General features: G+C 69.2%; 28 protein-coding genes. 12 read left to right on the top strand and 16 right to left on the bottom strand.

All coding sequences use genetic code 11. The annotated features are described in order from the left end of the window. Positions 1-15: 15 nt before the first annotated feature. Positions 16-1,302, bottom strand: coding sequence for a uracil-xanthine permease family protein (locus ABTX24_RS15890; protein WP_160027138.1), 1,287 nt, complete (start codon positions 1,300-1,302; stop codon positions 16-18). Positions 1,303-1,405: 103 nt separating this feature from the next. Here ABTX24_RS15890 and ABTX24_RS15895 point away from each other — a divergent pair, with 103 nt between their 5' ends. Both ABTX24_RS15895 and ABTX24_RS15900 read left to right on the top strand, forming a co-directional pair. Then, positions 1,406-2,176, top strand: a complete 771-nt coding sequence (locus tag ABTX24_RS15895; protein WP_160027140.1) for an LLM class F420-dependent oxidoreductase — start codon at positions 1,406-1,408, stop codon at positions 2,174-2,176. Between the two features lie 25 nt (positions 2,177-2,201). Then, the gene (locus ABTX24_RS15900; protein WP_350840828.1) at positions 2,202-3,023 is read left to right on the top strand and encodes a hypothetical protein; all 822 of its coding nucleotides are present in this window, start codon (positions 2,202-2,204) and stop codon (positions 3,021-3,023) included. 4 nt (positions 3,024-3,027) lie between these two features. Here ABTX24_RS15900 and ABTX24_RS15905 read toward each other — a convergent pair whose 3' ends face one another. The 3 genes from ABTX24_RS15905 to msrB are packed head-to-tail and all read right to left on the bottom strand — an operon-like array spanning position 3,028 to position 5,069. Then, positions 3,028-3,918, bottom strand: a complete 891-nt coding sequence (locus ABTX24_RS15905) for an aminotransferase class IV (RefSeq protein ID WP_350715249.1) — start codon at positions 3,916-3,918, stop codon at positions 3,028-3,030. Then, positions 3,918-4,646: a sulfotransferase-like domain-containing protein gene (locus ABTX24_RS15910; RefSeq protein WP_350840830.1), complete on the bottom strand. Its 729-nt coding sequence runs from the start codon at positions 4,644-4,646 to the stop codon at positions 3,918-3,920. The genes ABTX24_RS15905 and ABTX24_RS15910 overlap by 1 nt, the downstream gene beginning before the upstream one ends. A gap of 18 nt (positions 4,647-4,664) precedes the next feature. After that, positions 4,665-5,069 (bottom strand): peptide-methionine (R)-S-oxide reductase MsrB, encoded by a 405-nt coding sequence (gene msrB, locus ABTX24_RS15915; protein WP_350715251.1) that lies wholly within the window; start codon positions 5,067-5,069, stop codon positions 4,665-4,667. Between the two features lie 97 nt (positions 5,070-5,166). Here msrB and ABTX24_RS15920 point away from each other — a divergent pair, with 97 nt between their 5' ends. Continuing rightward, a complete protein-coding gene (locus tag ABTX24_RS15920; RefSeq protein ID WP_350840832.1) occupies positions 5,167-5,607 on the top strand; it encodes a cysteine dioxygenase in 441 nt (146 codons plus the stop codon). Here the strand turns inward: ABTX24_RS15920 and ABTX24_RS15925 are convergent, their stop codons facing one another. The 3 genes from ABTX24_RS15925 to ABTX24_RS15935 all read right to left on the bottom strand — a co-directional run bounded on the left by ABTX24_RS15925 (position 5,608) and on the right by ABTX24_RS15935 (position 9,216). Beyond that, positions 5,608-6,903, bottom strand: coding sequence for a GNAT family N-acetyltransferase (locus tag ABTX24_RS15925; RefSeq protein WP_160027152.1), 1,296 nt, complete (start codon positions 6,901-6,903; stop codon positions 5,608-5,610). 40 nt (positions 6,904-6,943) lie between these two features. Next, a complete protein-coding gene (locus ABTX24_RS15930; RefSeq protein WP_350840834.1) occupies positions 6,944-7,828 on the bottom strand; it encodes a DUF4349 domain-containing protein in 885 nt (294 codons plus the stop codon). 173 nt (positions 7,829-8,001) lie between these two features. Then, the gene (locus tag ABTX24_RS15935) at positions 8,002-9,216 is read right to left on the bottom strand and encodes a PA0049 C-terminal domain-containing protein (protein WP_350840836.1); all 1,215 of its coding nucleotides are present in this window, start codon (positions 9,214-9,216) and stop codon (positions 8,002-8,004) included. 141 nt (positions 9,217-9,357) lie between these two features. Here ABTX24_RS15935 and ABTX24_RS15940 point away from each other — a divergent pair, with 141 nt between their 5' ends. Further along, positions 9,358-10,443, top strand: coding sequence for a DNA polymerase domain-containing protein (locus tag ABTX24_RS15940; protein WP_350840838.1), 1,086 nt, complete (start codon positions 9,358-9,360; stop codon positions 10,441-10,443). A 199-nt stretch (positions 10,444-10,642) separates the two neighbouring features. Here ABTX24_RS15940 and ABTX24_RS15945 read toward each other — a convergent pair whose 3' ends face one another. The 5 genes from ABTX24_RS15945 to gadC all read right to left on the bottom strand — a co-directional run bounded on the left by ABTX24_RS15945 (position 10,643) and on the right by gadC (position 15,654). After that, positions 10,643-11,167 carry a hypothetical protein gene (locus ABTX24_RS15945; RefSeq protein ID WP_160027160.1) on the bottom strand — a complete coding sequence of 175 codons (525 nt, stop codon included), beginning with the start codon at positions 11,165-11,167 and terminating at the stop codon, positions 10,643-10,645. Between the two features lie 20 nt (positions 11,168-11,187). Next, positions 11,188-12,297, bottom strand: coding sequence for an ATP-dependent DNA ligase (locus ABTX24_RS15950; protein ID WP_350840840.1), 1,110 nt, complete (start codon positions 12,295-12,297; stop codon positions 11,188-11,190). Between the two features lie 78 nt (positions 12,298-12,375). Next, positions 12,376-13,722, bottom strand: a complete 1,347-nt coding sequence (locus ABTX24_RS15955; RefSeq protein ID WP_350840842.1) for a dipeptidase — start codon at positions 13,720-13,722, stop codon at positions 12,376-12,378. Between the two features lie 7 nt (positions 13,723-13,729). Further along, positions 13,730-14,173: a hypothetical protein gene (locus ABTX24_RS15960; protein ID WP_350840844.1), complete on the bottom strand. Its 444-nt coding sequence runs from the start codon at positions 14,171-14,173 to the stop codon at positions 13,730-13,732. Beyond that, complete coding sequence (gene gadC / locus ABTX24_RS15965; RefSeq protein WP_350840846.1) at positions 14,170-15,654, bottom strand: glutamate/gamma-aminobutyrate antiporter GadC; 1,485 nt, start codon at positions 15,652-15,654, stop codon at positions 14,170-14,172. The genes ABTX24_RS15960 and gadC overlap by 4 nt, the downstream gene beginning before the upstream one ends. 221 nt (positions 15,655-15,875) lie before the next feature. Here gadC and ABTX24_RS15970 point away from each other — a divergent pair, with 221 nt between their 5' ends. Beyond that, a complete protein-coding gene (locus tag ABTX24_RS15970; protein WP_350840848.1) occupies positions 15,876-16,247 on the top strand; it encodes a SpoIIAA family protein in 372 nt (123 codons plus the stop codon). Positions 16,248-16,271: 24 nt separating this feature from the next. Further along, positions 16,272-17,393: an aminopeptidase P family protein gene (locus ABTX24_RS15975; RefSeq protein WP_350840850.1), complete on the top strand. Its 1,122-nt coding sequence runs from the start codon at positions 16,272-16,274 to the stop codon at positions 17,391-17,393. Between the two features lie 69 nt (positions 17,394-17,462). Here the strand turns inward: ABTX24_RS15975 and ABTX24_RS15980 are convergent, their stop codons facing one another. Next, positions 17,463-18,053, bottom strand: a complete 591-nt coding sequence (locus tag ABTX24_RS15980) for a helix-turn-helix domain-containing protein (RefSeq protein WP_350840887.1) — start codon at positions 18,051-18,053, stop codon at positions 17,463-17,465. Here ABTX24_RS15980 and ABTX24_RS15985 point away from each other — a divergent pair. From ABTX24_RS15985 to ABTX24_RS15995, 3 genes are read left to right on the top strand one after another with little or no spacing between them, the layout of a single operon-like run. Then, a complete protein-coding gene (locus ABTX24_RS15985; RefSeq protein WP_350840852.1) occupies positions 18,046-18,411 on the top strand; it encodes a hypothetical protein in 366 nt (121 codons plus the stop codon). The genes ABTX24_RS15980 and ABTX24_RS15985 overlap by 8 nt on opposite strands. Beyond that, positions 18,408-19,181, top strand: coding sequence for an ABC transporter ATP-binding protein (locus ABTX24_RS15990; protein WP_350840854.1), 774 nt, complete (start codon positions 18,408-18,410; stop codon positions 19,179-19,181). The genes ABTX24_RS15985 and ABTX24_RS15990 overlap by 4 nt, the downstream gene beginning before the upstream one ends. Then, the gene (locus ABTX24_RS15995; protein WP_350840856.1) at positions 19,169-19,975 is read left to right on the top strand and encodes an ABC transporter permease; all 807 of its coding nucleotides are present in this window, start codon (positions 19,169-19,171) and stop codon (positions 19,973-19,975) included. The genes ABTX24_RS15990 and ABTX24_RS15995 overlap by 13 nt, the downstream gene beginning before the upstream one ends. Before the next feature lie 31 nt (positions 19,976-20,006). Here ABTX24_RS15995 and ABTX24_RS16000 read toward each other — a convergent pair whose 3' ends face one another. The 3 genes from ABTX24_RS16000 to ABTX24_RS16010 all read right to left on the bottom strand — a co-directional run bounded on the left by ABTX24_RS16000 (position 20,007) and on the right by ABTX24_RS16010 (position 22,235). Beyond that, the gene (locus ABTX24_RS16000) at positions 20,007-20,570 is read right to left on the bottom strand and encodes a DUF1269 domain-containing protein (protein ID WP_350840858.1); all 564 of its coding nucleotides are present in this window, start codon (positions 20,568-20,570) and stop codon (positions 20,007-20,009) included. 104 nt (positions 20,571-20,674) lie between these two features. Next, entirely contained in the window at positions 20,675-20,938 is a 264-nt protein-coding gene (locus ABTX24_RS16005; RefSeq protein ID WP_160027182.1) for a GlsB/YeaQ/YmgE family stress response membrane protein, read from the bottom strand. A gap of 61 nt (positions 20,939-20,999) precedes the next feature. Then, on the bottom strand, positions 21,000-22,235 hold the full coding sequence (locus ABTX24_RS16010; protein ID WP_350840860.1) for an NADH:flavin oxidoreductase/NADH oxidase family protein: 1,236 nt from the start codon (positions 22,233-22,235) through the stop codon (positions 21,000-21,002). Positions 22,236-22,297: 62 nt separating this feature from the next. Here ABTX24_RS16010 and ABTX24_RS16015 point away from each other — a divergent pair, with 62 nt between their 5' ends. From ABTX24_RS16015 to ABTX24_RS16025, 3 genes are all read left to right on the top strand, one after another. Then, positions 22,298-22,876 (top strand): TetR/AcrR family transcriptional regulator, encoded by a 579-nt coding sequence (locus ABTX24_RS16015; RefSeq protein ID WP_350840862.1) that lies wholly within the window; start codon positions 22,298-22,300, stop codon positions 22,874-22,876. 96 nt (positions 22,877-22,972) lie between these two features. Beyond that, entirely contained in the window at positions 22,973-23,902 is a 930-nt protein-coding gene (locus ABTX24_RS16020) for an acetoacetate decarboxylase family protein (RefSeq protein WP_350840864.1), read from the top strand. 23 nt (positions 23,903-23,925) lie between these two features. Further along, positions 23,926-25,518 (top strand): succinic semialdehyde dehydrogenase, encoded by a 1,593-nt coding sequence (locus tag ABTX24_RS16025; RefSeq protein ID WP_350840866.1) that lies wholly within the window; start codon positions 23,926-23,928, stop codon positions 25,516-25,518. Positions 25,519-25,528 lie beyond the last annotated feature (10 nt).

The raw sequence follows: 25,528 nt of genomic DNA on the forward strand, positions 1-25,528 counted from the left end.
CCTGGGCAGCCCGGCTCAGCGGCGGCCTCGCAGCCGCGCCAGCGCGCTCATCCCGTGGTAGATCACGACCGCGGCGATGGTGCCCAACGCGATGCCGGTGAAGGTGAGGTCGCCGAAGGTCAGGGTGAGGTTGCCGATCCCGATGACGAGGGCGACGGCGGCGGTGAACTGGTTGACCGGGTCGGCGAAGTCGACCCGGTTGTCCAGCCAGATCCGGATGCCGATCAGGCCGATCAGGCCGTAGAGCGCGACGGTGATCCCGCCGAGCACGCCGGCAGGGATGGTGTTCAGGAGCGCCCCGAACTTCGGCGACAGCGACAGCAGGATCGCCACCACGCCGGCGACCCAGTAGGCGGCGGTCGAGAAGACCCGGGTCGCGGTCATCACGCCGATGTTCTCGCCGTACGTCGTGGTCGCCGAGCCGCCGAAGCCACCGGCGATGGTGGTGGCGAGGCCGTCGGCGAACAGGGCTCGGCCGGTCTCGCGGTTGATGGTGTCGTCGCCCGCGAGGTGGGCGACGCTGCGTACGTGGCCGACGTTCTCGGCGACGAGGACGAGCACGACCGGCAGGAACATGGGCACCACTGACCAGGACACGGTCGGCGTGGAGAAGTCGGGGAGCCCGAACCAGGCGGCCTCCTGGAACGCCGAGGTGTCGATCTGGCCCATGACCAGCGCGGCGAGGTAGCCGACGACGACACCGACCAGGATCGAGAGCCGAGCGATCAGGCCGCGGAAGGCGACGGCGACGACCAGCACGGTCGCCAGGGTGATCGCGGCGACCAGCACGGCGCCGTTGTCGGGGTTGGCCGGGTCACCACCGACCACGTTGTTGGTCGCGGCCGAGGCCAGGTTGAGACCGATCAGCGCGACGATCGCCCCGGTCACCACCGGCGGCATCAGCACCTCGATCCACCCGGTGCCGGTGACCATCACGATCACGCCGACCAGCGCCAGCAGCGCGCCGGTGACCAGGATCCCGAAGAGCGCGGCGCCCATCCCGCCGCCACCCATCGCGGCGCCGATCGGCGCGATGAACGCGAAAGACGAGCCGAGATAAGAGGGCAGCCGGTTGCGCGTGATCAGCAGGAACAGCAGGGTGCCAAGGCCGGAGAAGAACAGCGTCGTGGTCGGCGGGAAGCCGGTCAGCAACGGCACCAGGAACGTGGCGCCGAACATCGCGACCACGTGCTGGCCGCCGAAGCCGATCGTCCGGGGCCAGCTCAACCGCTCCCCGGGCTTGACGATCGCCCCTTCGCGTACGTTCTTGCCGTCATCGTGCAGATCCCAGCCGAGTCGCATCTCGCACCCTCTTCAGCTCTCGTACGGCGCGGTTCGCCGCCTGCCGAACGATAGGGCCGATTCGCGCGGGGACGGAAGCCAGGCGCTCCGTAGGGTTGGACACATGACGATCCGAATCGGAGTCCAGATCCAGCCCCAGCACGCCGACTACGCCCAGATCCGCGAGGCCGCCCGCCGCGCGGAGGAGATCGGCGTCGACATCCTCTTCAACTGGGACCACTTCTACCCGCTCTACGGCGAGCCCGACGGCAAGCACTTCGAGGCCTGGACCATGCTCGCGGCCTGGGCCGAGCAGACCACGCGCGCCGAGATCGGCTGCCTGGTGACCTGCAACTCCTACCGCAACCCTGAGCTGCTCGCCGACATGGCCCGTACCGTCGACCACATCTCCGATGGCCGGCTGGTCTTCGGGATCGGCTCGGGCTGGTTCGAGCGGGACTACACCGAGTACGGCTACGACTTCGGCACCGCCGGGTCGCGCCTCGACGCGCTCGGCGAGGCACTCCCGCGCATCGAGAAGCGCTGGTCCGAGCTCAACCCTGCACCCGTCCGGAAGATCCCGGTCATGATCGGTGGCGGCGGGGAGAAGAAGACCCTGAAGTACGTCGCGAAGCATGCCGACATCTGGCACTCCTTCTCCGACGTGGAGACCCTGGAGCGCAAGCGTGGCGTGCTCGCCGGCCACTGCGAGGCGATCGGCCGCGACGTGAACGAGATCGAGATCTCGACCGCGGCCGACAGCGCCGAGGCCGCCAAGCCGCTCTACGACGCCGGTGCCCGGCTGTTCACCTACGGGGTCGGCGGTCCCGACTACGACCTCAAGCCGCTGGAGGACCTCGTCGCCTGGCGTGACAGCCAGTCGAGTGCAACTTAAGCCTCGCCTCGGCCGTCTACAGGTCATGTGGCGATATGGGTGGGTGCTGCTCCTCGCGGCGGCGAGCGCATGTGGGGACGACCAGGTGCTCGACCCTGCCGCGGGGAGCGGCACCGTCCGCTCCACGGGCACCGTGACGGTGCTCGACGACGGCGGTGGGCCGCAGCTGTGCCTCGGGGCTGTCGCGGAGTCGATGCCGCCACAGTGCGAGGGGCTCGAGGTGACCGGCTGGGACTGGGCCGACCATCCCGAGCACGAGGAGGCCGGAGGCACCCGCTGGGGCGACTTCCAGGTCACCGGCACCCTCGATGACACCACGTTCGCCGTGACCGACGCGGTGCCGGCCGACGATGCGTCGGTCGCGCCGGAGGAGGAGGTCGTCGACTTCAGCAGCCCGTGCCCCGAGCCCGAGGGCGGCTGGAAGGTGATCGACCCCGAGCGGACCACGTTCGAGACCCAGGAGGCGACCGTGTCCGCCGCCCACCGGCTGCCGGGCTACAGCGACCTGTGGCTCGACCAGACCCGGGTGGAGCGTCCGATGAACGACCCCCGCAAGCTCATCCTCAACGTACGCGTCACCGGTGACCCCGCCGCGGCCGAGAAGGAGCTGCGCAAGACCTGGGGCGGGATGCTCTGCGTCTCGCGCGCGACCGTGTCGCAGGAGGAGCTCGGCGACATCCAGGACGAGCTCGCGGACCAGCCGTACTACGTCGGCAGCGGTCTTTCCCGTGGTGCCGTCCACCTGCGCGTGCTGCTCGACGACGGCAGCCTCCAGCAGCGCCTCGACGAGACGTACGGCAAGGGCACGGTCGTTCTCGAGAGCGCCCTCTTCGAGCGGGTCGGGTGAGGCGTCAGGCGACGACCGTCCCGGTCGTCGCCTGCAGATCCGCGTACGCCTTCGAGAGTTGCTGCGTCATCGGCCCGCGCTCGATCGGCCGGCCGTCGAGGGAGACCACCGGGGTGAGGCCGCCCATCGTGCCGGTGACGAAGGCCTCGTCGGCGGTGTGGGCATCGGTGAGCGAGAAGTCGCCGACGTCCACCGGCAGGCCCAGCTCGGCGGCGAGGTCGAGGACGGTGGCGCGGGTGATCCCCTCGGGGCACGCACGGGTCGTCGACGTGCGCAGCACGCCGTCGCGTACGTGGAAGAAGTGGGTGGCGTTGGTCTCGGCGATGAAGCCGGCGTCGTCGAGCATCAGCGCGTCGTCGGCGCCCGCGTTGGTGGCCTCGACCTTGGCCAGGATCGAGGGGATCAGGTTGTTGTGATGGATCTTCGGGTCGAGCATGTCGGCGCGCGGGCGGCGCTGGGCCGCGGTGATCAGCGTGATCCCGGAGTCGTCGTAGACCGGTGACTTGAACTCGGCCAGCACGATCAGCGTCGGACCCGACTGGTTGAGCCGCGGGTCCATGCCGGAGGTGACCTTGACGCCGCGGGAGAGCGTCAGCCGGATGTGGACGTCGTCATGCATCTCGTTGGCCGCCAGGCACTCCCGGATCGCCTCGGTCATGTACGCGTCGGAGGGGATGTCCGAGAAGGCGAGAGCCCGCGCCGAGCGCCGCAGCCGCTGCAGGTGCTCGTCGAGCTTGAAGATGCGTCCCCGGGTGAGCCGCAGCCCCTCCCAGACGCCGTCGCCGCCCTGGGCGAGCGAGTCGAACGGCGAGATCCGCGCCTCCAGGCGGTGGCTGAGCTCGCCGTTGATCCAGACCTGGAGGTGGTCGTTGCGGGGGTCATAGGTCTGCAGCATCAGTCGCCGTTCTTGATATCGGGGGCCATGACATAGGGGGCGAGGCGATCGTAGTAGGGCAGGCAGCGCTCCAGCAGCGGCTCCAGGCGCGCGGGCAGCGGGTCGGCGGCGCCGGGGGAGGAGGCGGCGAACCCGGTCGAGGCCCACACCCCGGAATACCAGTGCGGGGCCCACACTCCGTCGGAGTCGCGGCGGCCGGCCGGCCACGACAGCATCGCCTCGTCGAAGCCGATCCCCAGCGCCTCGCACAGCCCGACGAGAGCCGCCCGCGGCGAGGCCAGGATCGACGCGGCGTCGACCACCGGCCCGCCGAACTCCTCGAAGAGCGCCACCTGCTGCGGCAGCCCGAGGTCCTCGAGCGTCGGCTCCTCACGGACCTTGGCGTACGAGGTCAGCACACGCTCCGGGTCCCTGACCAGGAACGCGTGCGAGAGCCCGGCGAAGGCGCCGTGGTCCATCTCCGGGAGCAGGTGGTGGGTCATGTGCTTCTGGTACTGCACCGCCGACCCGACCGGCCCGGACGTGATCTCCTCGGCCACGACCCGCCAGTCGTTCGGCTGGGAGGCGAGGACGTCGTCACGGCCCGGGTGGTCGAGGCCTGTGGCCGCGAGGTAGGCGGCGTACAGCGGCTCGTCGAGGACCGTGCAGTCCGGCCGGTTCTCGAACGAGCGCATCAACGCCGTGGAGAGGTTTCTCGGTCCTGACCACATCGCGATCCGCACAGTCACGGCGCAACGCTAGCCGGATCAGGCCTCGTCGGCAGGCTCCAGCGAGATCGAGATCGAGTTGATGCAGAACCGGTCGCCGGTCGGGGTGCCGTAGCCGTCGGGGAAGACGTGGCCGAGGTGGGAGCCGCAGTTGGCGCAGCGGACCTCCACCCGGTCCATCCCGTGCGACTTGTCCTCGATGTACTCGATCGTGTCGCTGATCGGCTGGTAGAACGACGGCCAGCCGCAGCCGGAGTGGAACTTGGTGTCCGACTCGAACAGCTTGGCCTTGCAGGCCTTGCACGAGTAGACGCCCTTGGTCTCGGTGTCGGTGTATTCACCCGTGAACGCCCGCTCGGTGCCCGCCTGGCGCAGCACCGCGTACTCCTCCGGCGAGAGCTCTGCTCGCCACTCCTCGTCGGACTTCTCCACGTTGTAACCCATGGTTGAAATGGTACGTCTGGGGTGGGAGCACAACTCCATTGCCAAAGTCGAGTCATCTACTATACTTAAACCCACGACGCTTCTGGAGGAGGCCACCTTGACCGCACTAGCCATGCAGCCCCTGCTGGACGCCATCCGCACCTACGCCGACGACGACCTGGTCGCGCGGGTGCGGGCGCCCGAGACCGGGCGCGAGTTCCACCTGCTCCACCGCGACGACAAGGTCGAGGTCTGGCTGATCGCCTGGTCCCCGGGCGCCAGCACCGGCTTCCACGACCACGGCACCGCGACCACCGCCTTCACCGTGCTCGCCGGCAGCCTGGTCGAGCACAACTGGCTCGGTGGCCTGCAGATCGCCGATGTCGGCCCCGGCGATGCCCGGGCGCACGACGCCGGCCACGTCCATGACGTACGCAACGTCGGCTCGCACCCGGCGATCAGCCTGCACGCGTACGCACCGAGGCTGGACGCGATGCACCACTACCACTTTCGCGGCGACCGGATCAGCCTGATCGGCGCCGAGCCCGGACGCCCCTGATCAGAAGCCGGTGATGCAGTAGGGCAGCGGGCCGCCGTCGGCCATCGCCGCCCAGGTCTCGATCGCCTCGGGTGAGCCCGTGATACGCCCGGCGGCCGCCAGGGTGCGTACGTCGACGCCGCCGAGGTAGAGGGCGCCGAGGGTGTCCGCGGCGAGCTCCACCGTCGGGGCGGCGTCGGTCCGGGTGACCTCGGCCTTGCCGTCCGCGACCGCGACCCGCCAGGCACCGGCAGCGTGTCCGAGCTGGTCGTCGATGCCGAGGACGACCTCGCCCGCGGCGTACCAGGGTCGTGCCTGCAGGGCCACCGGCACATCGAGCACGCGCAGCCACAGCATGTCGTCGAGCTCGGCGCTCTTGACCGCGAACGGCTCGGCGAGCGCCCAGTAGAGCGGGTCCTGCAGCGGCGCCCGGCGCCAGCCGACCCGCTCGACGAGGTCGATGTCGGCGAGGAACCGCCACAGCCGCAGGTAGGCCGCCGGGGTCAGGGCCACCAGGTCGACGACCCGCGCCATCCGCAGGCCGGAGTCGTTGCGCTCGTCGGCGGTCTTGTAGATCGCGTAGCCGTCGGGCGTTCCGGAGGCGTCCAGGTGCAGCACGGTGCGCTGCTTCGACTCGCCCTTCGAGTCGCCGCCGAAGTCGTAGGCGCTGGAGAGCCACGGCTCGTAGAACTGCGGCCGGGTGACCGATCCGCGGGTGCGCTCCTGGAAGGTGCCGTAGATCTCGGCGACCGTCTTCCAGGCGTCGGCCGGCTCGACCAGGGTCACCGAGCCGTCGTCTTCCGGCACCTCGGGGCGGTAGCGGAACTTCGCGGTGACGTCGACCTCGACCTCGCGCAGATGGGTGGCCGTGCCGAACCCGAAGCGGCCGTAGATCGACCCCTCCGAGACGGTCAGCGCCGCCAGCGGTACGCCGGCCGCGACCGCGTCGGCCAGCGACACCGTCATCAGCTTGCGCAGCAGGCCCTGCCGACGATGGGTCGGGGAGACGGTCACGTCGCTGATCAACAGTGTCGGCAGGCTGACGCCGCCGCCGACATTGACCGGCGAGGTCCAGGACGAGAACGTCGCGACCGGGATCGTGGCCGAGGAGAACTCCGAGTTCTCCGTCCACGCCCCCAGCAGCGTCACCGAGTCGGAGCGGGTGTGGTCGCGCCAGACCTGGATGCCGTCGTCGTTGCCTCGGGACTGGTGGAAGCCACGCCGCGTGCCTTCGTACCACCCCTTCAACAGGGCCTCGTCCCCGTCGAAGGGGTCGAGGCTGCGGAAGACGAGGCCGGGGTGCTCGAGCGCGCTCATGGTCTGAACGTACGCCGCCGAGCACCCCGATCTCGACTGGTTATTCCTCCGCCGGGCCGGTGGCCGGCACAGCGGCCGGCGCTGTCGCGACCACCTGCCTGCGGCGTCGGGAGAGGAGCCAGACGGGCGCGATGAGGAGCAGGAGGACCGGCGTCCACGGGATGATGGCGCCGAGCGCGACCGCGAGGACACGGGCCGAGTCGCCCAGCGCGTCCCACCCGGCGCTCAGCCCGGCCAGGAAGCCGGGGTCGTCGTCGGAGGAGCCGCCGGGACCGGCACGGTCGATGTTGACCGTGATGGTCGACAGCGACGTCTGGTTCTCGAGGGCCGCCTGCTGGGCGAGCAGCGAGTTGAGGTCGGCCTCGCGACGGGCGAGCTCGGACTCGATCGCGATGACATCACCGATCCTCTCGGCGCGGGAGAGGAGCGTACGGATCCGCTCGATGCTCGTCCGGGCGTTCTTCACCCGCACCTCGGTGTCGACGACCTCGGTGGTGACGTCGGTGGTCGTGGTGTTGGAGTCGACCAGCGTGGCGGTGTCCTCGAGGTCGGCCATCGCGTCGTCGAACGACTTCGACGGGATCCGGAGGACCATCCGGGCATGGCTCGGTCCGTCGTCGTCGCTGTCGCTGGTCTCCTGCTCGGTGACCTGACCGGCGTACCTGTCGGAGATCTGCTGCACCTGCGTACGTGTCTTGCCGACGTCCTTCGCGTCGAGCGAGACCGAGCCAGTGGAGATGATCGATGGTTGCGCGACGGCCTGCTTCGGCGCCGCGGCGTCCGCATCCTGCGCGGCCATCTCCGGGCCGGCCGCCTTCCCGGCCGATGAGTCGGCCAGCGACTCGACCGAGCCGGAGTCGGCGGAGGACCCGCCCGATCCGTCCGACCCGCCGCATGCGCCGAGGGCGAAGATGCTGACAATCACAAGGGCCGCACCCGAGATAGGCCTGACCTTTGCTGTTTTCATGCCCTCAGTACGCCCGGGGGCATGAAAACGGTGCGGGAGACGGCTAGTTCCTTCGTGCCAATTTCTTCGGGCCGTCTCCGGATCAGCTCGTCGCCGCAGCCGCCACGAGATCGAGGGTCTGGGCCACGATGTCAGCCCGCATGTCGGCCAGCGGTTCGCCGCTCGCGTCCCCGGTTGAGGACCGGTACGTGGATGTGACCCTGCTTGGTGTCGGCCTGGAGTGCGTCGCGGAGGGCGGTGGTGCGGTAGGCCGACTCGTTGGACAGGTAGTCACCACCGCCACCGGCGACCGCCGTGGAGCCCGGCGTCGGGTCCTCCCGGGTGACCGGCGCGGTCGATCCGGCCGGGATCTCGGTGATGATCCGGTTGATGTTCACCGGGAAGGTGCCGGGCACGGCCGCCTTCATCGCCTCGACCGGCAGCGTGGTCCGGGTCCACTGCGGCTGCGGGTCGGCATGAGGGACGTCCTCGGGAATCGGGATCGTCTCGTTGACGCTGACGCGGTCGTTGTCGGGGAAGGTGCCGCGATGGGCGCCGTTCCAGACCTCCAGGTCGAAACGGCCCGCGCGGCCCTGGCTGATGGTGATGGCGGTGTCCACGTCGCGCTTGCCGGGGACCAGGTGCGGCAGGAAGGCGCGCTCGACGCTGCCCTGCGCGAACGGCCCCCACAGCACCGGGAACACCACGGTCTGGATCTCGACGGGACCCTTCGCCGTCTGGACGACGCGCCCGTCCATCGCCAGCGCCGTCGCCCCGGACGGGTTCGACTGGCGGATGTTGCGATCGAGGGTGAACGGGTCGAAGCCGGAGGCCAGCACCTGCCGTGACCGGCCGGCCTCGCCGCGGGCGAAGGCGGTCGACTCGATCCCCCGCGAGCTCCGGTCGAAGGCCGCCAGCACCTTTGCCCGGGCGTCCTCGGACCAGGTCCGGTACGCAGGAGCGACTCGCGCGATCTCCAGCTCGGCCGCGAGCCGGGCCCAGTAGAGCGGTCGGTCGTCGCTGCGAGGCAGGTCGCCGCCGGCGTCGCCGCGGCCCTGCACGCGGTCGACCGCGCGCTGCCACAGCGCCTGGCCGGCGAGCCGTGCCGCAGCGGTGGCGGCCCTGCTGCTGCCGGCCTCGCAGACGACCGTCCTCACCGCGCCGGCGACGTCGTCGAACCCGGAGCGGGCCAGGATGTCGCTCACCGTCGGGTCGGTGAGCCGGGTGTGCTCCACCCGGGTGTCGGGCGAGGCGACGGTCCCGCAGGCCGGGGTGGTGCTCGCGGTCGCGGGAGCGCCGGCGAGGCCGAGGGTGATGGCGGCCAGGGCCGCCGTGGCGGCGGTCAGTGCCGTGGTTCGAGTCGACATGTGGGGATCCTCCGAGATCGTGGCGGTCGCCGTACGTTGGAGCGGATCATGCCGGTCCCACGACGTACTGGCCAGTGAGTTGCCGATGTCGTCCGGGCGATTTCACTGGGGGAGCGGCTTCGAGCGGGCTAGGTTGGCGCCATGGCGAAGACACCGGCGGCACACGTGCAGGCAGGCGAGCGCGAGGTGCGGATCTCGAGCCCCGACCGGGTGATCTACGAGGCGACCGACCGCACCCCCGAGGTCACCAAGCTGATGGTCGCGGAGTTCTTCGCGACCGTCGGCGACCCGCTGATGCGAGCGCTGCGGGATCGCCCGACGGCTCTGGAGCGCTGGCCCGACGGCTGGCGCGAGGGCATGAAGCTGGCGACCGGCCCGACCGACAAGGAGGGTGACGGCTTCTACCAGAAGCGCACGCCCAAGGGTGCCCCCGACTATCTCGAGGAGGTCGAGATCACCTTCCCGAGCGGGCGGAAGGCGCGCGAGATCTGCCCCACCGAGATCGCGGTCCCGGTCTGGTGCGCCCAGATGGGTGCGCTCACCTTCCACCCCTGGCCCGTCCGCCGCGCTGACGTCGATCACCCCGACGAGCTGCGCATCGACCTCGACCCCCAGCCCGGCACCGACTTCGCCGACGCCGTGCGGGTCGCCGGCGTCGCCCGGGAGACCCTCGAGGAGCTCGGCCTGCGCGGTTTCGCCAAGACCAGCGGCAACCGCGGCGTACACATCTACGTACGCATCCGGCCGGAGTGGACCTTCGAGGACCTGCGTCACGCCGCGATCGGGTTCGGCCGTGAGCTGGAGCGTCGCGACGGGGGAGTGACCACCGCGTGGTGGAAGGAGGAGCGCGGGGAGCGCATCTTCGTCGACTTCAACCAGAACAACCGAGATCGGACCATCGCGAGCGCCTACTCGCTGCGTCCCAAGCCCGGCGCCCCGGTCTCCACGCCGCTCACCTGGGACGAGCTGGCCGACCTGAAGGACCCGCGCGAGCTCAACCTCTTCACCGTCCCCGACTTCCTCGCCGACGGCGACCGCTGGGCGGAGATCGACGACGAGGCGTACGACCTCACGCCGTTGCTCGAGCTCTGGGAGAAGCTGCCCGGAGGCGAGCTCAACTTCCCGCCGGACTACCCGAAGATGCCGGGCGAGCCGCCGAGGGTGCAGCCGAGCAAGAAGGTCGCGTCCCACTGGGACGAGGAGGGCAACCGGATCGGCGACGGATAGCAGAAGTGCCCGCTCAGCGCGGATCCCCCGATCGCACGAGCAGGCACTTCCTTGTCGCTGGATCCCCCCGGAACAGCGAACCCCAAGATCCTATGGGAATGCCGTCCACAACTGCCAGGTGGACCCGGTAACAGAGCGGTAACCTTCGGTGTGTCGCCGCTCACTTCTGTTGATTCGGCTGTCATCGAGACGAAACGGCTCACATGCCGGTGATTCCTTCGCCTTCGCCGGCCTGCTCGTCGAAGTTCTCGTGTTCGATCAGGTGCAGCACGGGGACGTGGAGATGGCGGCGGGCCTGGTGGGTCCAGTCGACGTGGAAGAACTCGGCGACCACGTGCGGGCGGGTCATGATGATCGCCTCGCGACCGTCGACCGCGGCGACCTTGGCGCGCAGCGCCTTGACCGGGTCCTGGACGAGCTCGCCGTGGGCGGAGGCGCCGGAGGTCTTCAGGACCTTCAGGGTCTGCTCGAGCGCCTTCTCGGCCTCCTCCTTGGCCTCCTCGCGCACTGCGTCGAGGTCGATCTCGTTCATCATCATCGCCGAGCCGAGGTATTCGGCCGCGCTGAGCGTGCCCATCGCCGACTCGATCCGGGCGGCAGCGTCCTCCAAGGGCAGCAGCACGTGGTAGACCGGGTCCTCGACTCCCTCGTGGAGGGAGTGGACCCGGGTCGCGTCGTCGAGAGTGATTGCCTGCTCGACCAGGAGAACGACGTCGTAGCTCATGGCTCCGACCCTAGCCGGATTTAACTGTGCTGTTTAGCAGGACCCCCGAGCACTTCGGACAGCTCGTACGCCACGGGTTCCTCGAGCTGCTCGTAGCCGCACGACTCCGGGTCGCGGTCGGGGCGCCAGCGCTTGAACTGAGCGGTGTGCCGGAACCGGCGTCCCTCCATGTGGTCGTAGCCCACCTCGAGCACCCGCTCCGGGCGCAGCGGGGTGAAGGACAGGTCCTTCCCCTGCGACCAGCGGCTCTGGGTGCCGGGGACCCGGTCGGGGTTGGCGGTGAGCCACTCGTTCCAGCGTCCCCACGGGTGGTCCTCGATCGGGACGACCAGCTCCTGCAGTTCCTGCCACAGCTCGGCGCGTCGCGCGGCGGTGAAGGACGCCGAGACCCCGATGTGCTGCAACTCCGGCTGACCGTCCTCGCCGGGGGCGTACAGACCCAGCAGCAGGCTCCCGAGCAGCGGATTCTCCGGTGTGGAGGTCTTGTGCTCGCGGTAACCGGCCACGACCACGTCAGCCGTACGCGAGTGCTTGATCTTCAGCATCGTCCGCTTGTCGGGAACATAGGGGGCGTCCAGCGGCTTGGCCATCACTCCGTCCAGCCCGGCGCCCTCGAACCGGGTGAACCAGTCCTGGGCGACCTCGGGGTCCGTCGTCGTGGTGCACATGTGGACGTTGTCCGAGCTCACCTCTGCGAAGACCGCCTCCAGTGCCGCCCGCCGTTCCGTCAGCGGCTCGTCGAGAAACGACCTCTCGCCCAGCGCGAGCAGATCGAAGGCCGCGTACGCAGCAGGCGTCTCCTCCGCCAACAGGTTGATCCGCGACGCCGCCGGGTGGATGCGCTGCTGGAGCACCTCGAACTCCAGCCGGTCCCCGATCGCGACGAAGATCTCCCCGTCGAGCACGATCTTGTCCGGCAGCGCCTTCCGCAGCGCCTCGGCTACCTCGGGGAAGTAGCGGGTCAGCGGCTTGGTGTTGCGCGAGGCCAGCTCCACCTCGTCCCCGTCCTTGAACACGATGCACCGGAACCCGTCCCACTTCGGCTCGAACGCATAGCCACCGTCCGTCGGCACGCCCTTCGCGGGCTTCGCGAGCATCGGCAGGATCGGCGGCATCACAGGAAGGTCCACGTCGCTCAGCCTAAGGGCGCCGCGCGATTTTCGGATGAGGCAGAAGAAGTTGTCGATCCATCCGTCGGGGCCGTCCGGTCAGGTCGTCGCGGCGGCGTAGCGCTGCAGGAAAAGCGCCTCGGTCAGTGCCATGGTGGAGATCTCGCGCGGGTCCACGCTCTCGTTGGGCGCATGGATCAACGCCTGCGGCTCCTCCACGCCCATCAGGATGATCTCGGCGTCGGGGTAGGTGTCGGTGAACACGTTGCACAGCGGTATCGAGCCGCCCTGCCCGAGGGTCGCCATCGGCTTGTCGTAGGCCTCCATCATCGCCTTGCCCATCGCCTGGTAGGCCGGTCCGTCGATCGTTGCCCGGAACGGCGAGCCGGTGGCCTCCACCTCGATGGTGACGTGGACACCCCAGGGCGCGGTCCGGTGGAGGTGCGCCTCGAGTGCCTCCTTCGCGACGTCCGGCGCGAGCCCGGGTGGGATGCGGAGGTTCAGCCGAGCCGCGGCCTTGGGCACGATCGCCGCCGCCGAGCCGACCACGGGTGGGCAGTCGATGCCGAGCACCGTGACCGCCGGCCGGGCCCACAGCATGTCCGAGACCGAGCCGTCCCCGAGCAGCTGGACCCCGTCCAGCAGCCCGGCGTCGCTGCGGAACTGCTCGGGCGGGTACGGCTGGCCCTCCCAGCGGCGGGTGCTGTCGAGCCCCTCGATGGTGGTGTTGCCGGCCGAGTCCCGCAGGCCGGCCAGCATCGCGATCAGGGCCGCGAGGGCGTCCGGGGCCGCACCGCCGAACATGCCGGAGTGCACCTCCGAGGTCAGCGCCTCGACGGTGACGACCACGTTGACCATGCCACGCAGGCTGACGGTTGCCGCAGGCTGGCCGACGGCCGCGTTTCCGGTGTCGCAGACCAGGATCGTGTCGGCGCGGAGCAGATCCGCGTTGTCGACCACGAACGCCTCCAGGCCGCCCGTGCCCTGCTCCTCGGACCCCTCCACGACCAGCTTGAGGTTCACCGGTACGTCCTCCCCCAAGGCGCGCAGCGCCAGGAGGTGCATGAGGATGTTGCCCTTGCAGTCCGCCGTCCCGCGGCCGTACCAGCGCCCGTCCTTCGCGACCAGCTCGAACGGCGGGGTCTGCCAGGCGGCGTCGTCGAGCGGCGGCTGCACGTCGTAATGGGCGTACAGCAACACCGTGGGCGCATCGGGCCGTGTGCACTGTCGAGAGCCCAGGACGGCGTTGCTGCCGTCCGGGGTCTCCGCCAGCCGGGCATCGTCGAATCCGAGGGCTGCGAAGTGGTCGAGCACCCACTGCGCGGCACGGCTGCACTCCTCGGGTGGGAACTGGCGCGGGTCGGCGACCGACTTGATGGCGACCAGCTCGGCCAGCTCCTCCTGCGCCTGGGGCATGAGGTCAGCGATGCGGCCCCTCAGATCCATGTCTCGCTCACCCCGCCACGTCATCGGTCTCGAGGTCGTCGACGAACTCGTTGAAGTCCTCCAGCTCCTCGGGGCAGTAGATCTCGATGATCAGCTTCTGGCCCTGGAAGACCCGGCTGTCGGCGACCACCGGGCGCGCCCCGGGGCCGGTCGCCCCGTTCGAGAGCTGCGACAGCAGGATGGCGCGACTCAGTGCGTCGTTCGGGTCTTCGCAGGTCGCCCCACCGTCCTCACCCAGGACCCGCACGATCTGGTCCCTGTCCGGGGTGCGAGCGCCCGCGTCCTCGAGGGCCGCGATCAGCTCGTCGGCCTTCTCCTCGGCGTTGCGGGTCTCCCGGGCCGAGTTGAAGGCGAGCAGCCCGGCGACGACGAGGACGCCGAGGACGACCAGGGCGGTGATGTAGATCCAGTTGCGTTCGCGCTTGCTCTGCGTCTCCATCGGTGTGCTCATGACGGGGTCACCTCCTGCGGCTCAGGCTGCTTCCAGGACGGCTTGCGGAACCGGTAGAACAGGAACGGCACGAGGAGCCCGAGCCCGAGTGCGCCGCCGCCGACGATGGCGAAGTACAGACCGGAGCTCCCGGACGCGAACTGCGATGGCGGGATGAAGCCGACCAGGAGGGCGGCAAGGGAGGCCGCGAAGCCGATGCCGCACATCCCGACGAGCATGGGTGCGCGGTAGCCGCGCGGATGGTCGGGATGCTTACGGCGTAGCTGGATCGCGGCCACGAACATCAGCAGATACATGATCAGGTAGACCTGGGTCGTGATGACGGAGAAGATCCAGTAGGCGCTGGACACGTCCGGGATCAACGCGTACGCCAGGCCGATCACGGTGGTGATCAGCCCCTGGACGACCAGGATGTTCTGCTGGACACCGTTCTTGTTGAGCTGCTGCAGGAAGGGCGGAAGGTAGCCCTCTTGGCGCGAGATCAGCAGCAGGCCCTTCGATGGCCCGGCCAGCCAGGTCAGCATGCCGCCGAGGGAGGCCGTGACCAGCATGATGCCCACGATCGGGGTCAGCCACTGCCAGCCGAAGTTCGCGAAGACCGCGTCGAAGGCCTGCATCACGCCGGCAGTGAGGGACAGTTCCTCAGCAGGTACGACCCAGCTGATCGCCAGCGCCGGGAGGATGAAGATCGCCAGGACCAGGCCCATGGCCAGGAACATCGACTTCGGGAACTCCTTGCCCGGGTCCTTCAGGGAGGACACGTGGACCGCGTTCATCTCCATGCCCGAGTAGGAGAGGAAGTTGTTGACGATGAGCACGAGGCTCGCGAGCCCGGCCCACACCGGGAAGATGTTCTCGGAGGTCATCGGCGCCGCGGACTCGTTGCCCTGCCCGAGGAAGACGATGCCGAGAAGGACCAGTACGACGCCGGGGATCAGGGTTCCGATGATCAGGCCGCCGCTGGCGAGACCCGCGACTCCCTTGGTGCCTCGTGAGGAGATCCAGACACCGGACCAGTACACGACGATGATCACGCACGCGGTCCACACCCCGCTGCTGGCCAGCTCCGGATTGAACACGTACGCGAGGGTGCTCGCCACGAACCCCAGCAGACTCGGGTAATAGAAGATCGTCATGGCGAACTGGCACCAGACCGCCAGAAAGCCCATCGGCTTGGAGATTCCCTCCGAGACCCACTTGTAGATGCCGCCTTCCCACCCCGACGCGAGCTCCGCGGAGACCAGAGAGGTCGGCAGCAGGAACACGATGGCCGGGAGCAGGTACAAGAAGACGCAGGCCAGGCCGTAGACCGCCATCGTCGGCGCTGCCCGCAGGCTGGCGACCGAGCTCGTGGTCATCATCGCCAGCGCCACCCACGAGATCCAGGCGGTGGGCGGGATCTTGGCGCGCGTCGCCAGGTCCGCTGCGGCGTCCCCCGCGCTCACGTCGACCACCGCGACAGGGCGGGGGTTATGCACCATCCGAACATCCTCATCACTCCTTGCAAAGCGACGGCAGTTGATGGCTCAGGGTAGGAACGACACGCGCGTGGGCGGATCGTCCTCAGCGGATGAAGCAGGCGGAGAAACGCGCCCGTCCCGCCGCGAACTCTCAGGTCGACGATCGTGGATGCGCGATGGGTGGATGCCTCATCCGCGAGGGGTGATTCGTGCCTGCTCCGCTGTGGTTAGCGTCGGCTTCTATGATCAAGCTCCTGAGTGGGATGCCAGCAGGGGTTCTCGGCCTCGAGGCCATCGGTGACGTGGAGGAAGAGGACTATCGAGACGTCGTGCTGCCCGCCGTCGACGCGGCCATCGCGAAGCACGGCAAGGTCCGTCTCGTCTATGTCCTCGGTCCTGAGTTCGACGAGTACGACGACGACGCGGCCTGGGAGGACCTGAAGCTCGGTGTTCGTCACCCGACCTCGTTCGAGCGGATCGCGATCGTGACCGACGCACGCTGGGCGGGTCCGATGGTCAGAGTCTTCAGTGTCCTGTGGCCGGGGCAGGCGCGCGCGTTCCGGCTCGCTGACCTCGAGGCTGCGAAGCGTTGGGCGGCTGATGAGGCGAGCTGACAGACCACGGTGGAGGGAATCCGGATGAGTGACGCCACGCCGATCACGGCCAAGGACTACGCGGCCCGGATGAGCCGGGCCGTGGCCGACGCGACTGATGCGGGGCTGGACGGGCTCCTCGTCACGCCCGGCCCCGACCTAATCTGGCTCACCGGCTACCAGCCCACGGCCATCACCGAGAGGTTGACGGTGCTCGTCCTCACTCCCGGTCAGCAGCCGACGCTGCTGGTACCGACCCTGGAGCGGCCGGATGCCGAGGGTGCCGTGGGTGCACCGGGCCTCCAGATCGTCGACTGGGCGGACGGTGAGGATCCGTTCGCGCGGGCCAGCACCTTGATCCCCGCGCACGCGACGATGGGAATCGCCGACTCCGCCTGGGCGATGCACCTGCTCGGGCTGCAGAGCGCGTTGCCCGCATCCTCCTACCGGTCGCTGACGCAGGCCCTCCCCATGCTGCGGGCGGTGAAGGACGCCAACGAGCTCGCCCGGCTGGCAGCCGCCGGGGCCGCCGCGGACGCGGTCTACGAGCAGATCCTCGGAGTCCGGTTCGCCGGCCGGAAGGAGACGGAGGTGGCTGCCGACCTGGCCCGCCTGCTGCGGGAGTCCGGTCACGAGCAGGTCGACTTCACGGTGGTCGGCTCGGGCCCCAACGGCGCCAACCCTCACCACGAGGCCGGCGACCGCACCATCGAGGTCGGTGATGCTGTCGTCCTCGACTTCGGTGGGCTGATGTACGGCTACGGCTCGGACACCAGCCGTACGGTGTGCGTGGGCGAACCTTCCGCTCTGATCCGCGAGGTCCACGAAGTTGTCCGCGCAGCGCAGCAGGCAGGCTTCGAAGCGGTCCGCCCAGGCGTCGCCTGCCAGGAGATCGACCGGGCCGCTCGACAGGTGATCACCGACGCCGGGTACGGCGAGCGGTTCATCCACCGCACCGGCCACGGCATCGGCACCACGACCCATGAACCGCCGTACATGATCGAGGGCGAAGAGCAGCCGCTGGTGCCGGGGATGTGCTTCTCGGTCGAGCCCGGCATCTACCTCCCCGGAGAGTTCGGGGTCCGCATCGAGGACATCGTCACGGTCACCGAGGAGGGCGGCAGACGTCTGAACAACACCGAGCGTGACCTGAAGGTCGTCGGCTGAGGCTCAGGATCTTCGTTGACGAGTGCGATCGCGGCGTAGCACCCCATCGTGTCGTTGGGACGTACGGCGCTACTCGGTCGGCAGGAGCACCGTGGACAGCATCACGCGCTGCTTCCCGGTCGTCTCGCCGACGTACGGGGCGATGAGATCGTTGAATCCTTGCTGGATCCGCACGAGGTCCTCCTCGTCGACGTAGAGCGCGCCCGTGCCGAACCCGAGGTGGCTGCGGGTCACCTCGCCGAGAGCGAGTGAACCCTCGAACGTACGAAGCAGCTCGCCGATGAAGGCGAGGAAGCCCGCTTGGATCTGCTCGTCGGAGAGCGTCGCCAGCTCGGCTTTCTCGACGTGAGCCATCCGCTCGCCCAGCGTGTAGGTGCGCTCGACCGTGCCGCGCACCCGCCGCTCCGACGCCACGGCGAGGAAGCCGGCCTCGACGAGCGTGGCGATGTGTCGATACAGCGTGGCCTGAGGGACATCTGTCAGCAGGTCCCGGAGCTGGGCGGTGGTCAGATCGCGACCCCCCACCGCCTGCAGGACCCGCAGTCGTACGGGGTGGGCAACGACCTCAGAGATATTGCCTTGCGGCGGCATCAGACTCCCATTATTCTCATTCTTAGAATGTTCCTGATCTGAGTATATTCTAGGAGATGAGATGACCATCCTCAATGTCCAGGACGGCGTGCTGACGCTGACCTTTCCTGGCTGGGAGCGGCTGATGGCCGGCCGCGCGGGCTACTCCGTTGCGGTCGGTGCCGTCGAGTCGGTGGAGGTGCTGTCGGGATGGAGTTCTGAGGTCCTGGGCTGGCGCTCGGGTCTGGTCATCTCGGGGTTCCGCAAGCTGGGCACCTTTCGGCATCCCGACGGCACCCGCAGGCTGGTCTCGATGACGCGTGGGCTGCCCCTGCTGCGGATCCGGTTGCGTGACCGGGAGGTCGGTGCCGGCTTCGACGAGCTGCTGGTCAGCACTCCGGAGGCCGTTGAGCTGGCCGCGGCGCTCGACACTCTGGCTCGGTCATGAGTGCCGCTGTGGCCGCGGGTGTCGCGGCGAAGGGGAGCGGCGTGCTGTCCGGCCCCACACTGCGGGCCGAAGGTCTGGCCAAGTCCTTCGGGCCGGTGCCGGCGCTGACCCGGGTCGATCTGGTCGCTCTGCCGGGGCGGGTGACCGGCTTCATCGGGCCGAACGGCGCGGGCAAGAGCACGACCTTGCGTATCCTCACCGGACTCGCCCGTGCGGATCAGGGCACCGCGACTATCGATGGGGTGCCCTACGGCGCGTTGAGCTCTCCGTCCCGGGTTCTGGGTGTCGTCGGCGATCTGGCCGGGGCTCATCCGGGGATGACCGCTCGCGGGCACCTGCAGACTCAGGCCGCACTGATCGGTGTGCCCGGCGCTCGGATCGAGCACGTGCTCGAGGAGACCGGCCTGAGCTCGGTGTCGCGCCGACGAGTCCGCGGCTTCTCGACCGGGATGCGCCAGCGACTGGCGTTGGCGACGGCTCTGTTGGGCCGACCGTCCGGGCTGATCCTCGATGAGCCGACCAACGGCCTGGACCCCTCGGGCATCGTGTGGCTGCGCCGTCTGCTGCGAGCCTTCGCCGATGCCGGCGGGACGGTGCTGGTGTCCAGTCATGTGCTCACCGAGCTGCAACAGGTCATCGACGATCTGGTGCTCGTCGAGGGCGGCCGCACGCGCTGGTCCGGTTCCCTGAGCGACTTCACCGGTGAACACGCCTCGCTCGAGGAGGCCTACCTGAGCATGATCGAGGAGGAGATGGCATGCGACAGCTGAAGGACGCGATCCGAGGTGAGGTGGTCCGGCTGACCAGGACCCGGCTGCCCCTGTGGACGCTGGCGGCCGCGATGGCGTGCGGTGGCCTGCTCACCGCTCTCGTCGCCCTGACCGGTCCGGAGAACACCACCCCGCCGATGCCTGGGCTGGACACGGTCGACGGCGTCTCCGGCGTCCTGGGCCTTCTCGGCGTCGCCCTCTTCGTACCTGCGCTGATCGGCACCGTGGCGATCACCGGCGAATACCGGCATCGCACCGTAGCCACCACCTTCCTCGCGATCCCGAATCGAGGCCGGGTGCTGGTGGCCAAGCTGATCGCCTACGGGGGCCTCGGCCTGGCGTACGGGCTGGTCCTGGCGTTCTCCGCGGTCGCCGGGATCTATGCAGGGACCTTCGCGTACGGGATCGAGCCGGGGCTCGGGCTCGGCGCCATTCTCGGCACCGCGGCGAGGTACGGCGCCGCCGCAGCCATCTACATGCTGCTGGGTGTCGGCATCGGAGCTGTCGCGCGCCACCAGCTGCTCGCGATCGGGATCACCTTGGGGTACTTCTATCTCGTGGACAACCTGATGATGATTCTCCCGGGAGCCAACATCGTCTATCCGTTCCTTCCGGGTGGAGCCACGTCCGCGCTCACCGGGTCGACCGCGCTCTTGGAGATGATCGCGGCCGAGGCCGGTGTGAACGGCCCCGTGGTCCAGGCGCCGCTGGTGGGTGCGCTCGTGCTTCTCGGCTATGCCCTGGCCTCCTCGGCCCTGGCTGCGGCCGTGTCCCTGCGCCGCGACGTCGCCTGATCGCCGGGGCGGATGCTCCGCCGCCCTGCGCTCAGGCGTGTGCGCCCTGGATCTCCTTGGCCGCGGCCTTGATGTCCTCTGCCTCGACCTTCGCGACGGTGGACTCGACGATGGTCTCCGCCCGCTCGAGGGCCTTGCGGATCTTGACCTCGCCGGGGTCCGAGACCAGGGCGAGCAGGCCGGAGTGTCCTGGTGTGATCGCATTCTCGAGCTTCTGCTCGAGCTCGTGGTTGTGGTGGCGCTGCCGCAGCTTCCCGACGAAGGCTCCGGCGCCGCCGGCCACTGCCGCGCTGCCGAGGATCGACGGCGGGAAGATCACGCCGAGCGCGACGCCGCCGACGACGCCCCACTTGAGTCCTGACTTCGTGCTGTGGTCGGTTGCCTTCTGGATCTCCAGCTTGCCCTCGGCCGATCGCCTGACCACGATGACGCCCTCGATCTCGACGGTGCGGCCGTTCTCGGCCGACTTGAGGGCCTCATACGCCTCCCACGCCATGTCGGTGTTGCTGAAGTCCGCGATGATGAGGGTGTAGGCGCCGTCCGACACGGAGGCCGCGCTCACCTCGACATCGGGCGTGTTGGTCTCGTCTGACATGACATCCGCTCCTTGGTGGTTGAGCTTCCACTCTCGAACGGTCATGGCTCGGCGGCATCACCCCTAGCGGGTGGCGTGGGCGCGCTGCTCGGAGGATCCGACGATCACTGGCTCTGACGCGACCGGCGCCACAACCCCCACGCCCACGTGAGAAGCAGGGCTCCCAGGATCGACCCGATCAACCCGGTCGGGTGGAGATCGAGGCCGTTGCCGGTCGCGAGGCTGACCCCCAGGCCACCGACGAAGGAGCCCAGCAGGCCCGTCACCGCCGCCGTGGTCCAATCGATCTCCTTCATCGACCGACCGAGAACGAGCTGTGCCACGCCGCCTGCCACGATGCCGAACAGGATGATCGCGATGATGAGCATATTGGCAACCTACCGCATCCAAACGCTCTCTATCCGGCGTTGAACGACACTGCTCGACGGGTCAGGCGGTGCGGGTCTGGAGCCACGTGCGGTAGCGGCGCAGGGCGCGGCGTTGAAGGAAGGTCTCCTTGGCAAGGGCGAGCTTGGGATCCATGCCGGGGCGGGTGCGGCGGCCGGCGCCGAGACGGCGCAGCTGCTGGCGTACGCGGGCCATGCTCGCGGCCGAGGCGACGGCCTTGTCCTCGATCCGGACCGGCGCCAGGTCGACGCGTGCCTCGGCGTCGTGGCGCCACGTGTTCGGCAGGTCGGGGTCGACCGCCAGGGCGCTGCCCATGCCGACCAGGTCGACGCCGCCGGCGAGGACCTCCTCGGCGACGGGTCGCCGGACGATGCCACCGGTGAGCATCAGAGGCAGCGGGCTGGTCCGGGCCAGGTCCTCGGCGAGGGTCAGGAAGTACGCCTCGCGGGCCTGGGTCCGCTCGTCCTTGGCCTGGCCGGTCATGGCCGGGGCCTCGTAGCTGCCACCGGAGAGCTCCACGATGTCGACGCCCAGCGGTGCCAGCATCTCGATGACCGCCTTGGCGTCCTCGGCGTCGAATCCGCCGCGCTGGAAGTCGGCGGAGTTGAGCTTGACCGCGACGGCGAAGCCGGGGGAGACCACGGCGCGTACGGCCCGGACGACGTCGAGCAGGAGGCGGGCCCGGTTGGCCAGGTCGCCGCCCCACCGGTCGGTGCGCTGGTTGGCCAGGGGCGAGAGGAACTGGGAGAGCAGGTAGCCGTGGGCGGCGTGGATCTCGACGCCGTCGAACCCGGCCTCCTCGGCCCTGCGGGCGGTCTCGGCGAACCGCGCGACGGTCTCCTCGATCTGCGTCGTGGTCATCTCGACGGGCTGGGCGAACCGCTTGGTGTTCTTGCCGAGGTCGACGCGTACGGCCGAGGGACCCCAGGCGACGCCGGGCATGTTCGCGCCCACCTGGCGCCCGGGGTGGTTGATCTGCATCCAGACCTGCGAACCCCCGCTCTTCGCGGCGGTCGCCCACTCCCGGAACGGGGCCAGCGGCGACTCCGCGTCGAGAACGACACCCCCGGGTCCGGTGAGCGCCTCCGCGTGGACCATGACGTTGCCGGTGATGATCAGACCGACCCCGCCCTGGCTCCAGCGGCGGTAGAGCCGGACGAGAGAGGCGTCCGGGAGCTGGCGGGCCGCGGCCATGTTCTCCTCCATGGCGGCCTTGGCCAGCCGGTTCGGGAGCACGGAGCCGTTGGGAAGGGCGAACTGCTCGAATACGGATGACATGAACTGCTCCTGAGTGCGGTATGTTTACGATGCTCACATGAGCGTAGAAAGGGATGTAAGCAGTGTCAACTTCTGAGAAGAGTGGCTATCATCACGGCGACCTCCGGGCCTCGCTCCTGACGGCCGCGATGCGGATGCTCGAAGAGGGTGAGCCGTTCTCGTTGCGCGCGCTCGCGCGCGAGGCGGGGGTCTCGCCGACGGCGCCCTACCGCCACTTCAAGGACCGCGACGCCCTGGAGTCCGCGCTGGCGGCCCAGGGGCTGCGCGACCTGAAGGTCGATCTGACCGAGGGCCGTGAGCTTCCAGCCTCTGCTGCTGATCTGGGCGAGCTCGCCGTCGCGTACGTCGAGTTCGCCCTGCGTCGTCCGGCGCTGTTCCGGGTGATGTTCGGCAACGCTTGTGACACGGGCAGTGCGGAGCGGGTCGAGGCTGCTGCCGAGATCCACGACCTGCTCGCAGCGGCCATGACGCGGGTCTTTCCGGATGTCGATGCCGATGCGCTCGCGTCGGCCGGCTGGGCGCTGGCGCACGGGATGGCCTACCTCTATATGGACGGCAAGCTTCAGGCGGACTCGACCGAGGAGATCGGGGACCGGGTGCGGGCTGCGTTTGCCGCGATCCTCGCCGCCCGCGCCGACTAGCAGGGAGTGGCGGCCGCCACTCCGGCCAGTGTTGACGGTGCTTACATTGCTGCGTAGGCTCTTCATGTAAGCGTTGCTAACATTGAGGAGACCCTGATGGCTGCCACCGAACAACAGCCCGGACAGCAGACCGTGACCGCACGGCTGGGTGAGCGAACGGTCGAGGTGCCCCGCGGTGGGCTGTACGACCGCTACCGGATGAACCCCGATCTCGACGAGATCGCCCGCGACCCACGGGTCAGCGGCGTCGACTTCTTCCGTCGCCTCTCCAAGACCCAGGTCGACTCACCGATCGGACCTACGTACACGCCGAACTTCTACTACCGGATGTCCTCGGCCCGGCTGACCATGCTGGCCCGCTCCTCGGCGATCCGAGCCCGCCTGCCCGAGGAGCTCGAGCCGCTGGAGCTCGTCCCGGGCATCGGCCTCGCCTCGGTCGTCTTCTTCCGCTACGACGTCGCCGACATCGACTTCTACACCGAGGCCGCGGTGGGCGTCGCGGTCCGGCCCGCGCGGCACGGACGGCTCGGATTCCTCGACCTCGTCACCGACCTGAAGAACGACCACCTGCACTCGTACGTCTTCTCCCTGCCGGTCAACACCGACATCGCGCAGGTGCGTGGCCACGACGGCTACGGCTTCCCGAAGTGGGTCACCGAGCTCGACGTCGACATCGACGCCACGACGAGCACTGCCCGCGTCGCCAACAACGCCGGCGGCCTCGACGTCGGGTTCTCGGCTCCGACCCCTGCGCAGAAGAGCTTCCGGTCGGGGGAGCGGGTCTCCTCGCTGACCTCCTACACCAAGATCGGGTCCAGGTGGCAGTCGACGTTCAACCAGACCAACCTGCTCGCCGCGGGCAGCGCCGGCCTGCCGCGTGAGGTGAGGCTCGAGCTCGGCGAAGGCCGTATGTCCGACGACATCCGCGCTCTCAAGCCGATTCGTACCCTCCGCCTCGACGTCGCCACCGAGGCCCAGGCCGCGCTCCACATGCCCGTGCCCACCTCGGTCCGGGCCACCGCCTAGCGCTCACCACACGGAGATCCGACATGTCCATCGATCACGCTGCCGCCCCGGTCCGCGGGGCCGGCCTTCCCGCCACCATCACACCCGCGCTGCTGAACCGGCTCGCGAGCCAGGTCACCGCGGCTCCGGGAGCCGCCACCGTCACCACCACCGCTCCCTACACGGGCGAGCCCCTCGCCGAGCTCCCGTCTTCTACCGCCCAGGATGTGGAGGCGGCCTTCGAGCGGGCCCGCGCCGCGCAGGTCGGCTGGGCGGCCACCCCGATCAGCGAGCGCAAGCGGATCTTCCTCCGCTTCCACGACCTCGTCCTGGAGCGGCAGGAGCAGGGCCTGGACCTGATGCAGGCCGAGAACGGCAAGACCCGTCGCGATGCGTTCCTGGAGATCATGGACATCGCGATCACGGCCCGCTACTACGCGCGCAGCGTGGAGAGGCTCCTCGACGCGAAGCGACGCAAGGGTGCGCTTCCGCTGCTCACCCACACCACCGAGCTGCACCACCCCAAGGGCGTGGTCACGGTCATCTCGCCGTGGAACTACCCGCTCTCGATGGCTGCCGGTGACGCCATCCCCGCCCTGCTGGCCGGCAACGCCGTGGTCCAGAAGCCCGATACCCAGACCGCCGTCACCGCGCTGTGGGCCCTGGACCTGCTGAAGGAGGCCGGCCTGCCGGCCGATGTGTGGCAGATGGTCATCGGGCGCGGCAGCGTCCTGGGTGACCCGCTTCTGGCCAACGGCGACTACGTGATGTTCACCGGCTCCACCGCCAGCGGCCGCCACATCGCCCAGAAGGCGGGAGAGCGCCTGATCGGTGCCTCCCTCGAGCTCGGTGGCAAGAATCCGATGATCGTCCTGGCCGACGCCGACATCGACCGGACCGTCGAGGGCGCCATCGCCGCGAGCTTCCCCTCTGCCGGCCAGCTGTGCGTCTCGATCGAGCGGATGTACGTCCCCGACCAGATCTACGACGAGTTCGTCTCCCGGTTCGTGGCCAGGACGAAGGAGCTGCGGATCGGTGCGGCGTACGACTACAGCATCGATGTCGGAAGCCTGACGACCACCTCGCAGCTCGAGACCGTCTCCACCCATGTCGAGGACGCCGTCGCGAAGGGCGCGACGCTGCTCGCCGGCGGGACGCCGCGGCCTGACCTCGGGCCGCTGTTCTACGAGCCGACGATCCTCGCCGACGTCACCCCGGAGATGACTCTGTTCGAGCACGAGACCTTCGGCCCCGTCGTCTCGATCTACCGCTACACCGAGATCGACGACGCGGTCAGGATGGCCAACTCCACGGCGTACGGCCTCAACGCCAGCGTCTGGACTCGCGACGGCGCACGTGGGCGGGCCGTCGCGGCTCGTATTCATGCCGGCACGGTCAACGTCAACGAGGCCTTCGCCGCGGCCTGGGGCAGCATCGACGCCCCGATGGGCGGGATGGGCGACTCCGGCCTCGGTCGTCGTCACGGCGCCGACGGGCTGCTCAAGTACACCGAGGCCCAGACCGTCGCTCACCAGCGAATTCAGGGATTCACCCCGCCGAGCGCGATCAACCACGATCAGTGGTCCCGGATCCTTACGCTCGCACTGAAGACACTACGAAGGACCGGCGTCCGGTGACTCGGGCCCG

Origin of the sequence: Nocardioides sp. NPDC127514, from assembly GCF_040302125.1 — a bacterium.
In the GTDB taxonomy this organism is placed as follows: Bacteria; Actinomycetota; Actinomycetes; order Propionibacteriales; family Nocardioidaceae; genus Nocardioides.

Excerpts from the sequence above, each read along its gene's own strand:
- ABTX24_RS15890 (WP_160027138.1), bottom strand. The coding sequence starts at position 1,302 with ATGCGACTCGGCTGGGATCTGCACGATGACGGCAAGAACGTACGCGAA.
- gadC (WP_350840846.1), bottom strand. The coding sequence starts at position 15,654 with ATGGTGCATAACCCCCGCCCTGTCGCGGTGGTCGACGTGAGCGCGGGG.
- ABTX24_RS15980 (WP_350840887.1), bottom strand. The coding sequence starts at position 18,053 with ATGGTCATCTCATCTCCTAGAATATACTCAGATCAGGAACATTCTAAG.
- ABTX24_RS15945 (WP_160027160.1), bottom strand. The coding sequence starts at position 11,167 with ATGAGCTACGACGTCGTTCTCCTGGTCGAGCAGGCAATCACTCTCGAC.
- ABTX24_RS15895 (WP_160027140.1), top strand. The coding sequence starts at position 1,406 with ATGACGATCCGAATCGGAGTCCAGATCCAGCCCCAGCACGCCGACTAC.
- ABTX24_RS15960 (WP_350840844.1), bottom strand. The coding sequence starts at position 14,173 with ATGAGCACACCGATGGAGACGCAGAGCAAGCGCGAACGCAACTGGATC.
- msrB (WP_350715251.1), bottom strand. The coding sequence starts at position 5,069 with ATGGGTTACAACGTGGAGAAGTCCGACGAGGAGTGGCGAGCAGAGCTC.
- ABTX24_RS16020 (WP_350840864.1), top strand. The coding sequence starts at position 22,973 with ATGGCTGCCACCGAACAACAGCCCGGACAGCAGACCGTGACCGCACGG.
- ABTX24_RS16005 (WP_160027182.1), bottom strand. The coding sequence starts at position 20,938 with ATGCTCATCATCGCGATCATCCTGTTCGGCATCGTGGCAGGCGGCGTG.
- ABTX24_RS16010 (WP_350840860.1), bottom strand. The coding sequence starts at position 22,235 with ATGTCATCCGTATTCGAGCAGTTCGCCCTTCCCAACGGCTCCGTGCTC.
- ABTX24_RS15975 (WP_350840850.1), top strand. The coding sequence starts at position 16,272 with ATGAGTGACGCCACGCCGATCACGGCCAAGGACTACGCGGCCCGGATG.
- ABTX24_RS15985 (WP_350840852.1), top strand. The coding sequence starts at position 18,046 with ATGACCATCCTCAATGTCCAGGACGGCGTGCTGACGCTGACCTTTCCT.
- ABTX24_RS15905 (WP_350715249.1), bottom strand. The coding sequence starts at position 3,918 with ATGCTGCAGACCTATGACCCCCGCAACGACCACCTCCAGGTCTGGATC.
- ABTX24_RS15925 (WP_160027152.1), bottom strand. The coding sequence starts at position 6,903 with ATGAGCGCGCTCGAGCACCCCGGCCTCGTCTTCCGCAGCCTCGACCCC.
- ABTX24_RS15955 (WP_350840842.1), bottom strand. The coding sequence starts at position 13,722 with ATGGATCTGAGGGGCCGCATCGCTGACCTCATGCCCCAGGCGCAGGAG.
- ABTX24_RS16000 (WP_350840858.1), bottom strand. The coding sequence starts at position 20,570 with ATGTCAGACGAGACCAACACGCCCGATGTCGAGGTGAGCGCGGCCTCC.
- ABTX24_RS15900 (WP_350840828.1), top strand. The coding sequence starts at position 2,202 with ATGTGGCGATATGGGTGGGTGCTGCTCCTCGCGGCGGCGAGCGCATGT.
- ABTX24_RS15940 (WP_350840838.1), top strand. The coding sequence starts at position 9,358 with ATGGCGAAGACACCGGCGGCACACGTGCAGGCAGGCGAGCGCGAGGTG.
- ABTX24_RS15990 (WP_350840854.1), top strand. The coding sequence starts at position 18,408 with ATGAGTGCCGCTGTGGCCGCGGGTGTCGCGGCGAAGGGGAGCGGCGTG.
- ABTX24_RS15995 (WP_350840856.1), top strand. The coding sequence starts at position 19,169 with ATGCGACAGCTGAAGGACGCGATCCGAGGTGAGGTGGTCCGGCTGACC.
- ABTX24_RS15935 (WP_350840836.1), bottom strand. The coding sequence starts at position 9,216 with ATGTCGACTCGAACCACGGCACTGACCGCCGCCACGGCGGCCCTGGCC.
- ABTX24_RS15970 (WP_350840848.1), top strand. The coding sequence starts at position 15,876 with ATGATCAAGCTCCTGAGTGGGATGCCAGCAGGGGTTCTCGGCCTCGAG.
- ABTX24_RS16025 (WP_350840866.1), top strand. The coding sequence starts at position 23,926 with ATGTCCATCGATCACGCTGCCGCCCCGGTCCGCGGGGCCGGCCTTCCC.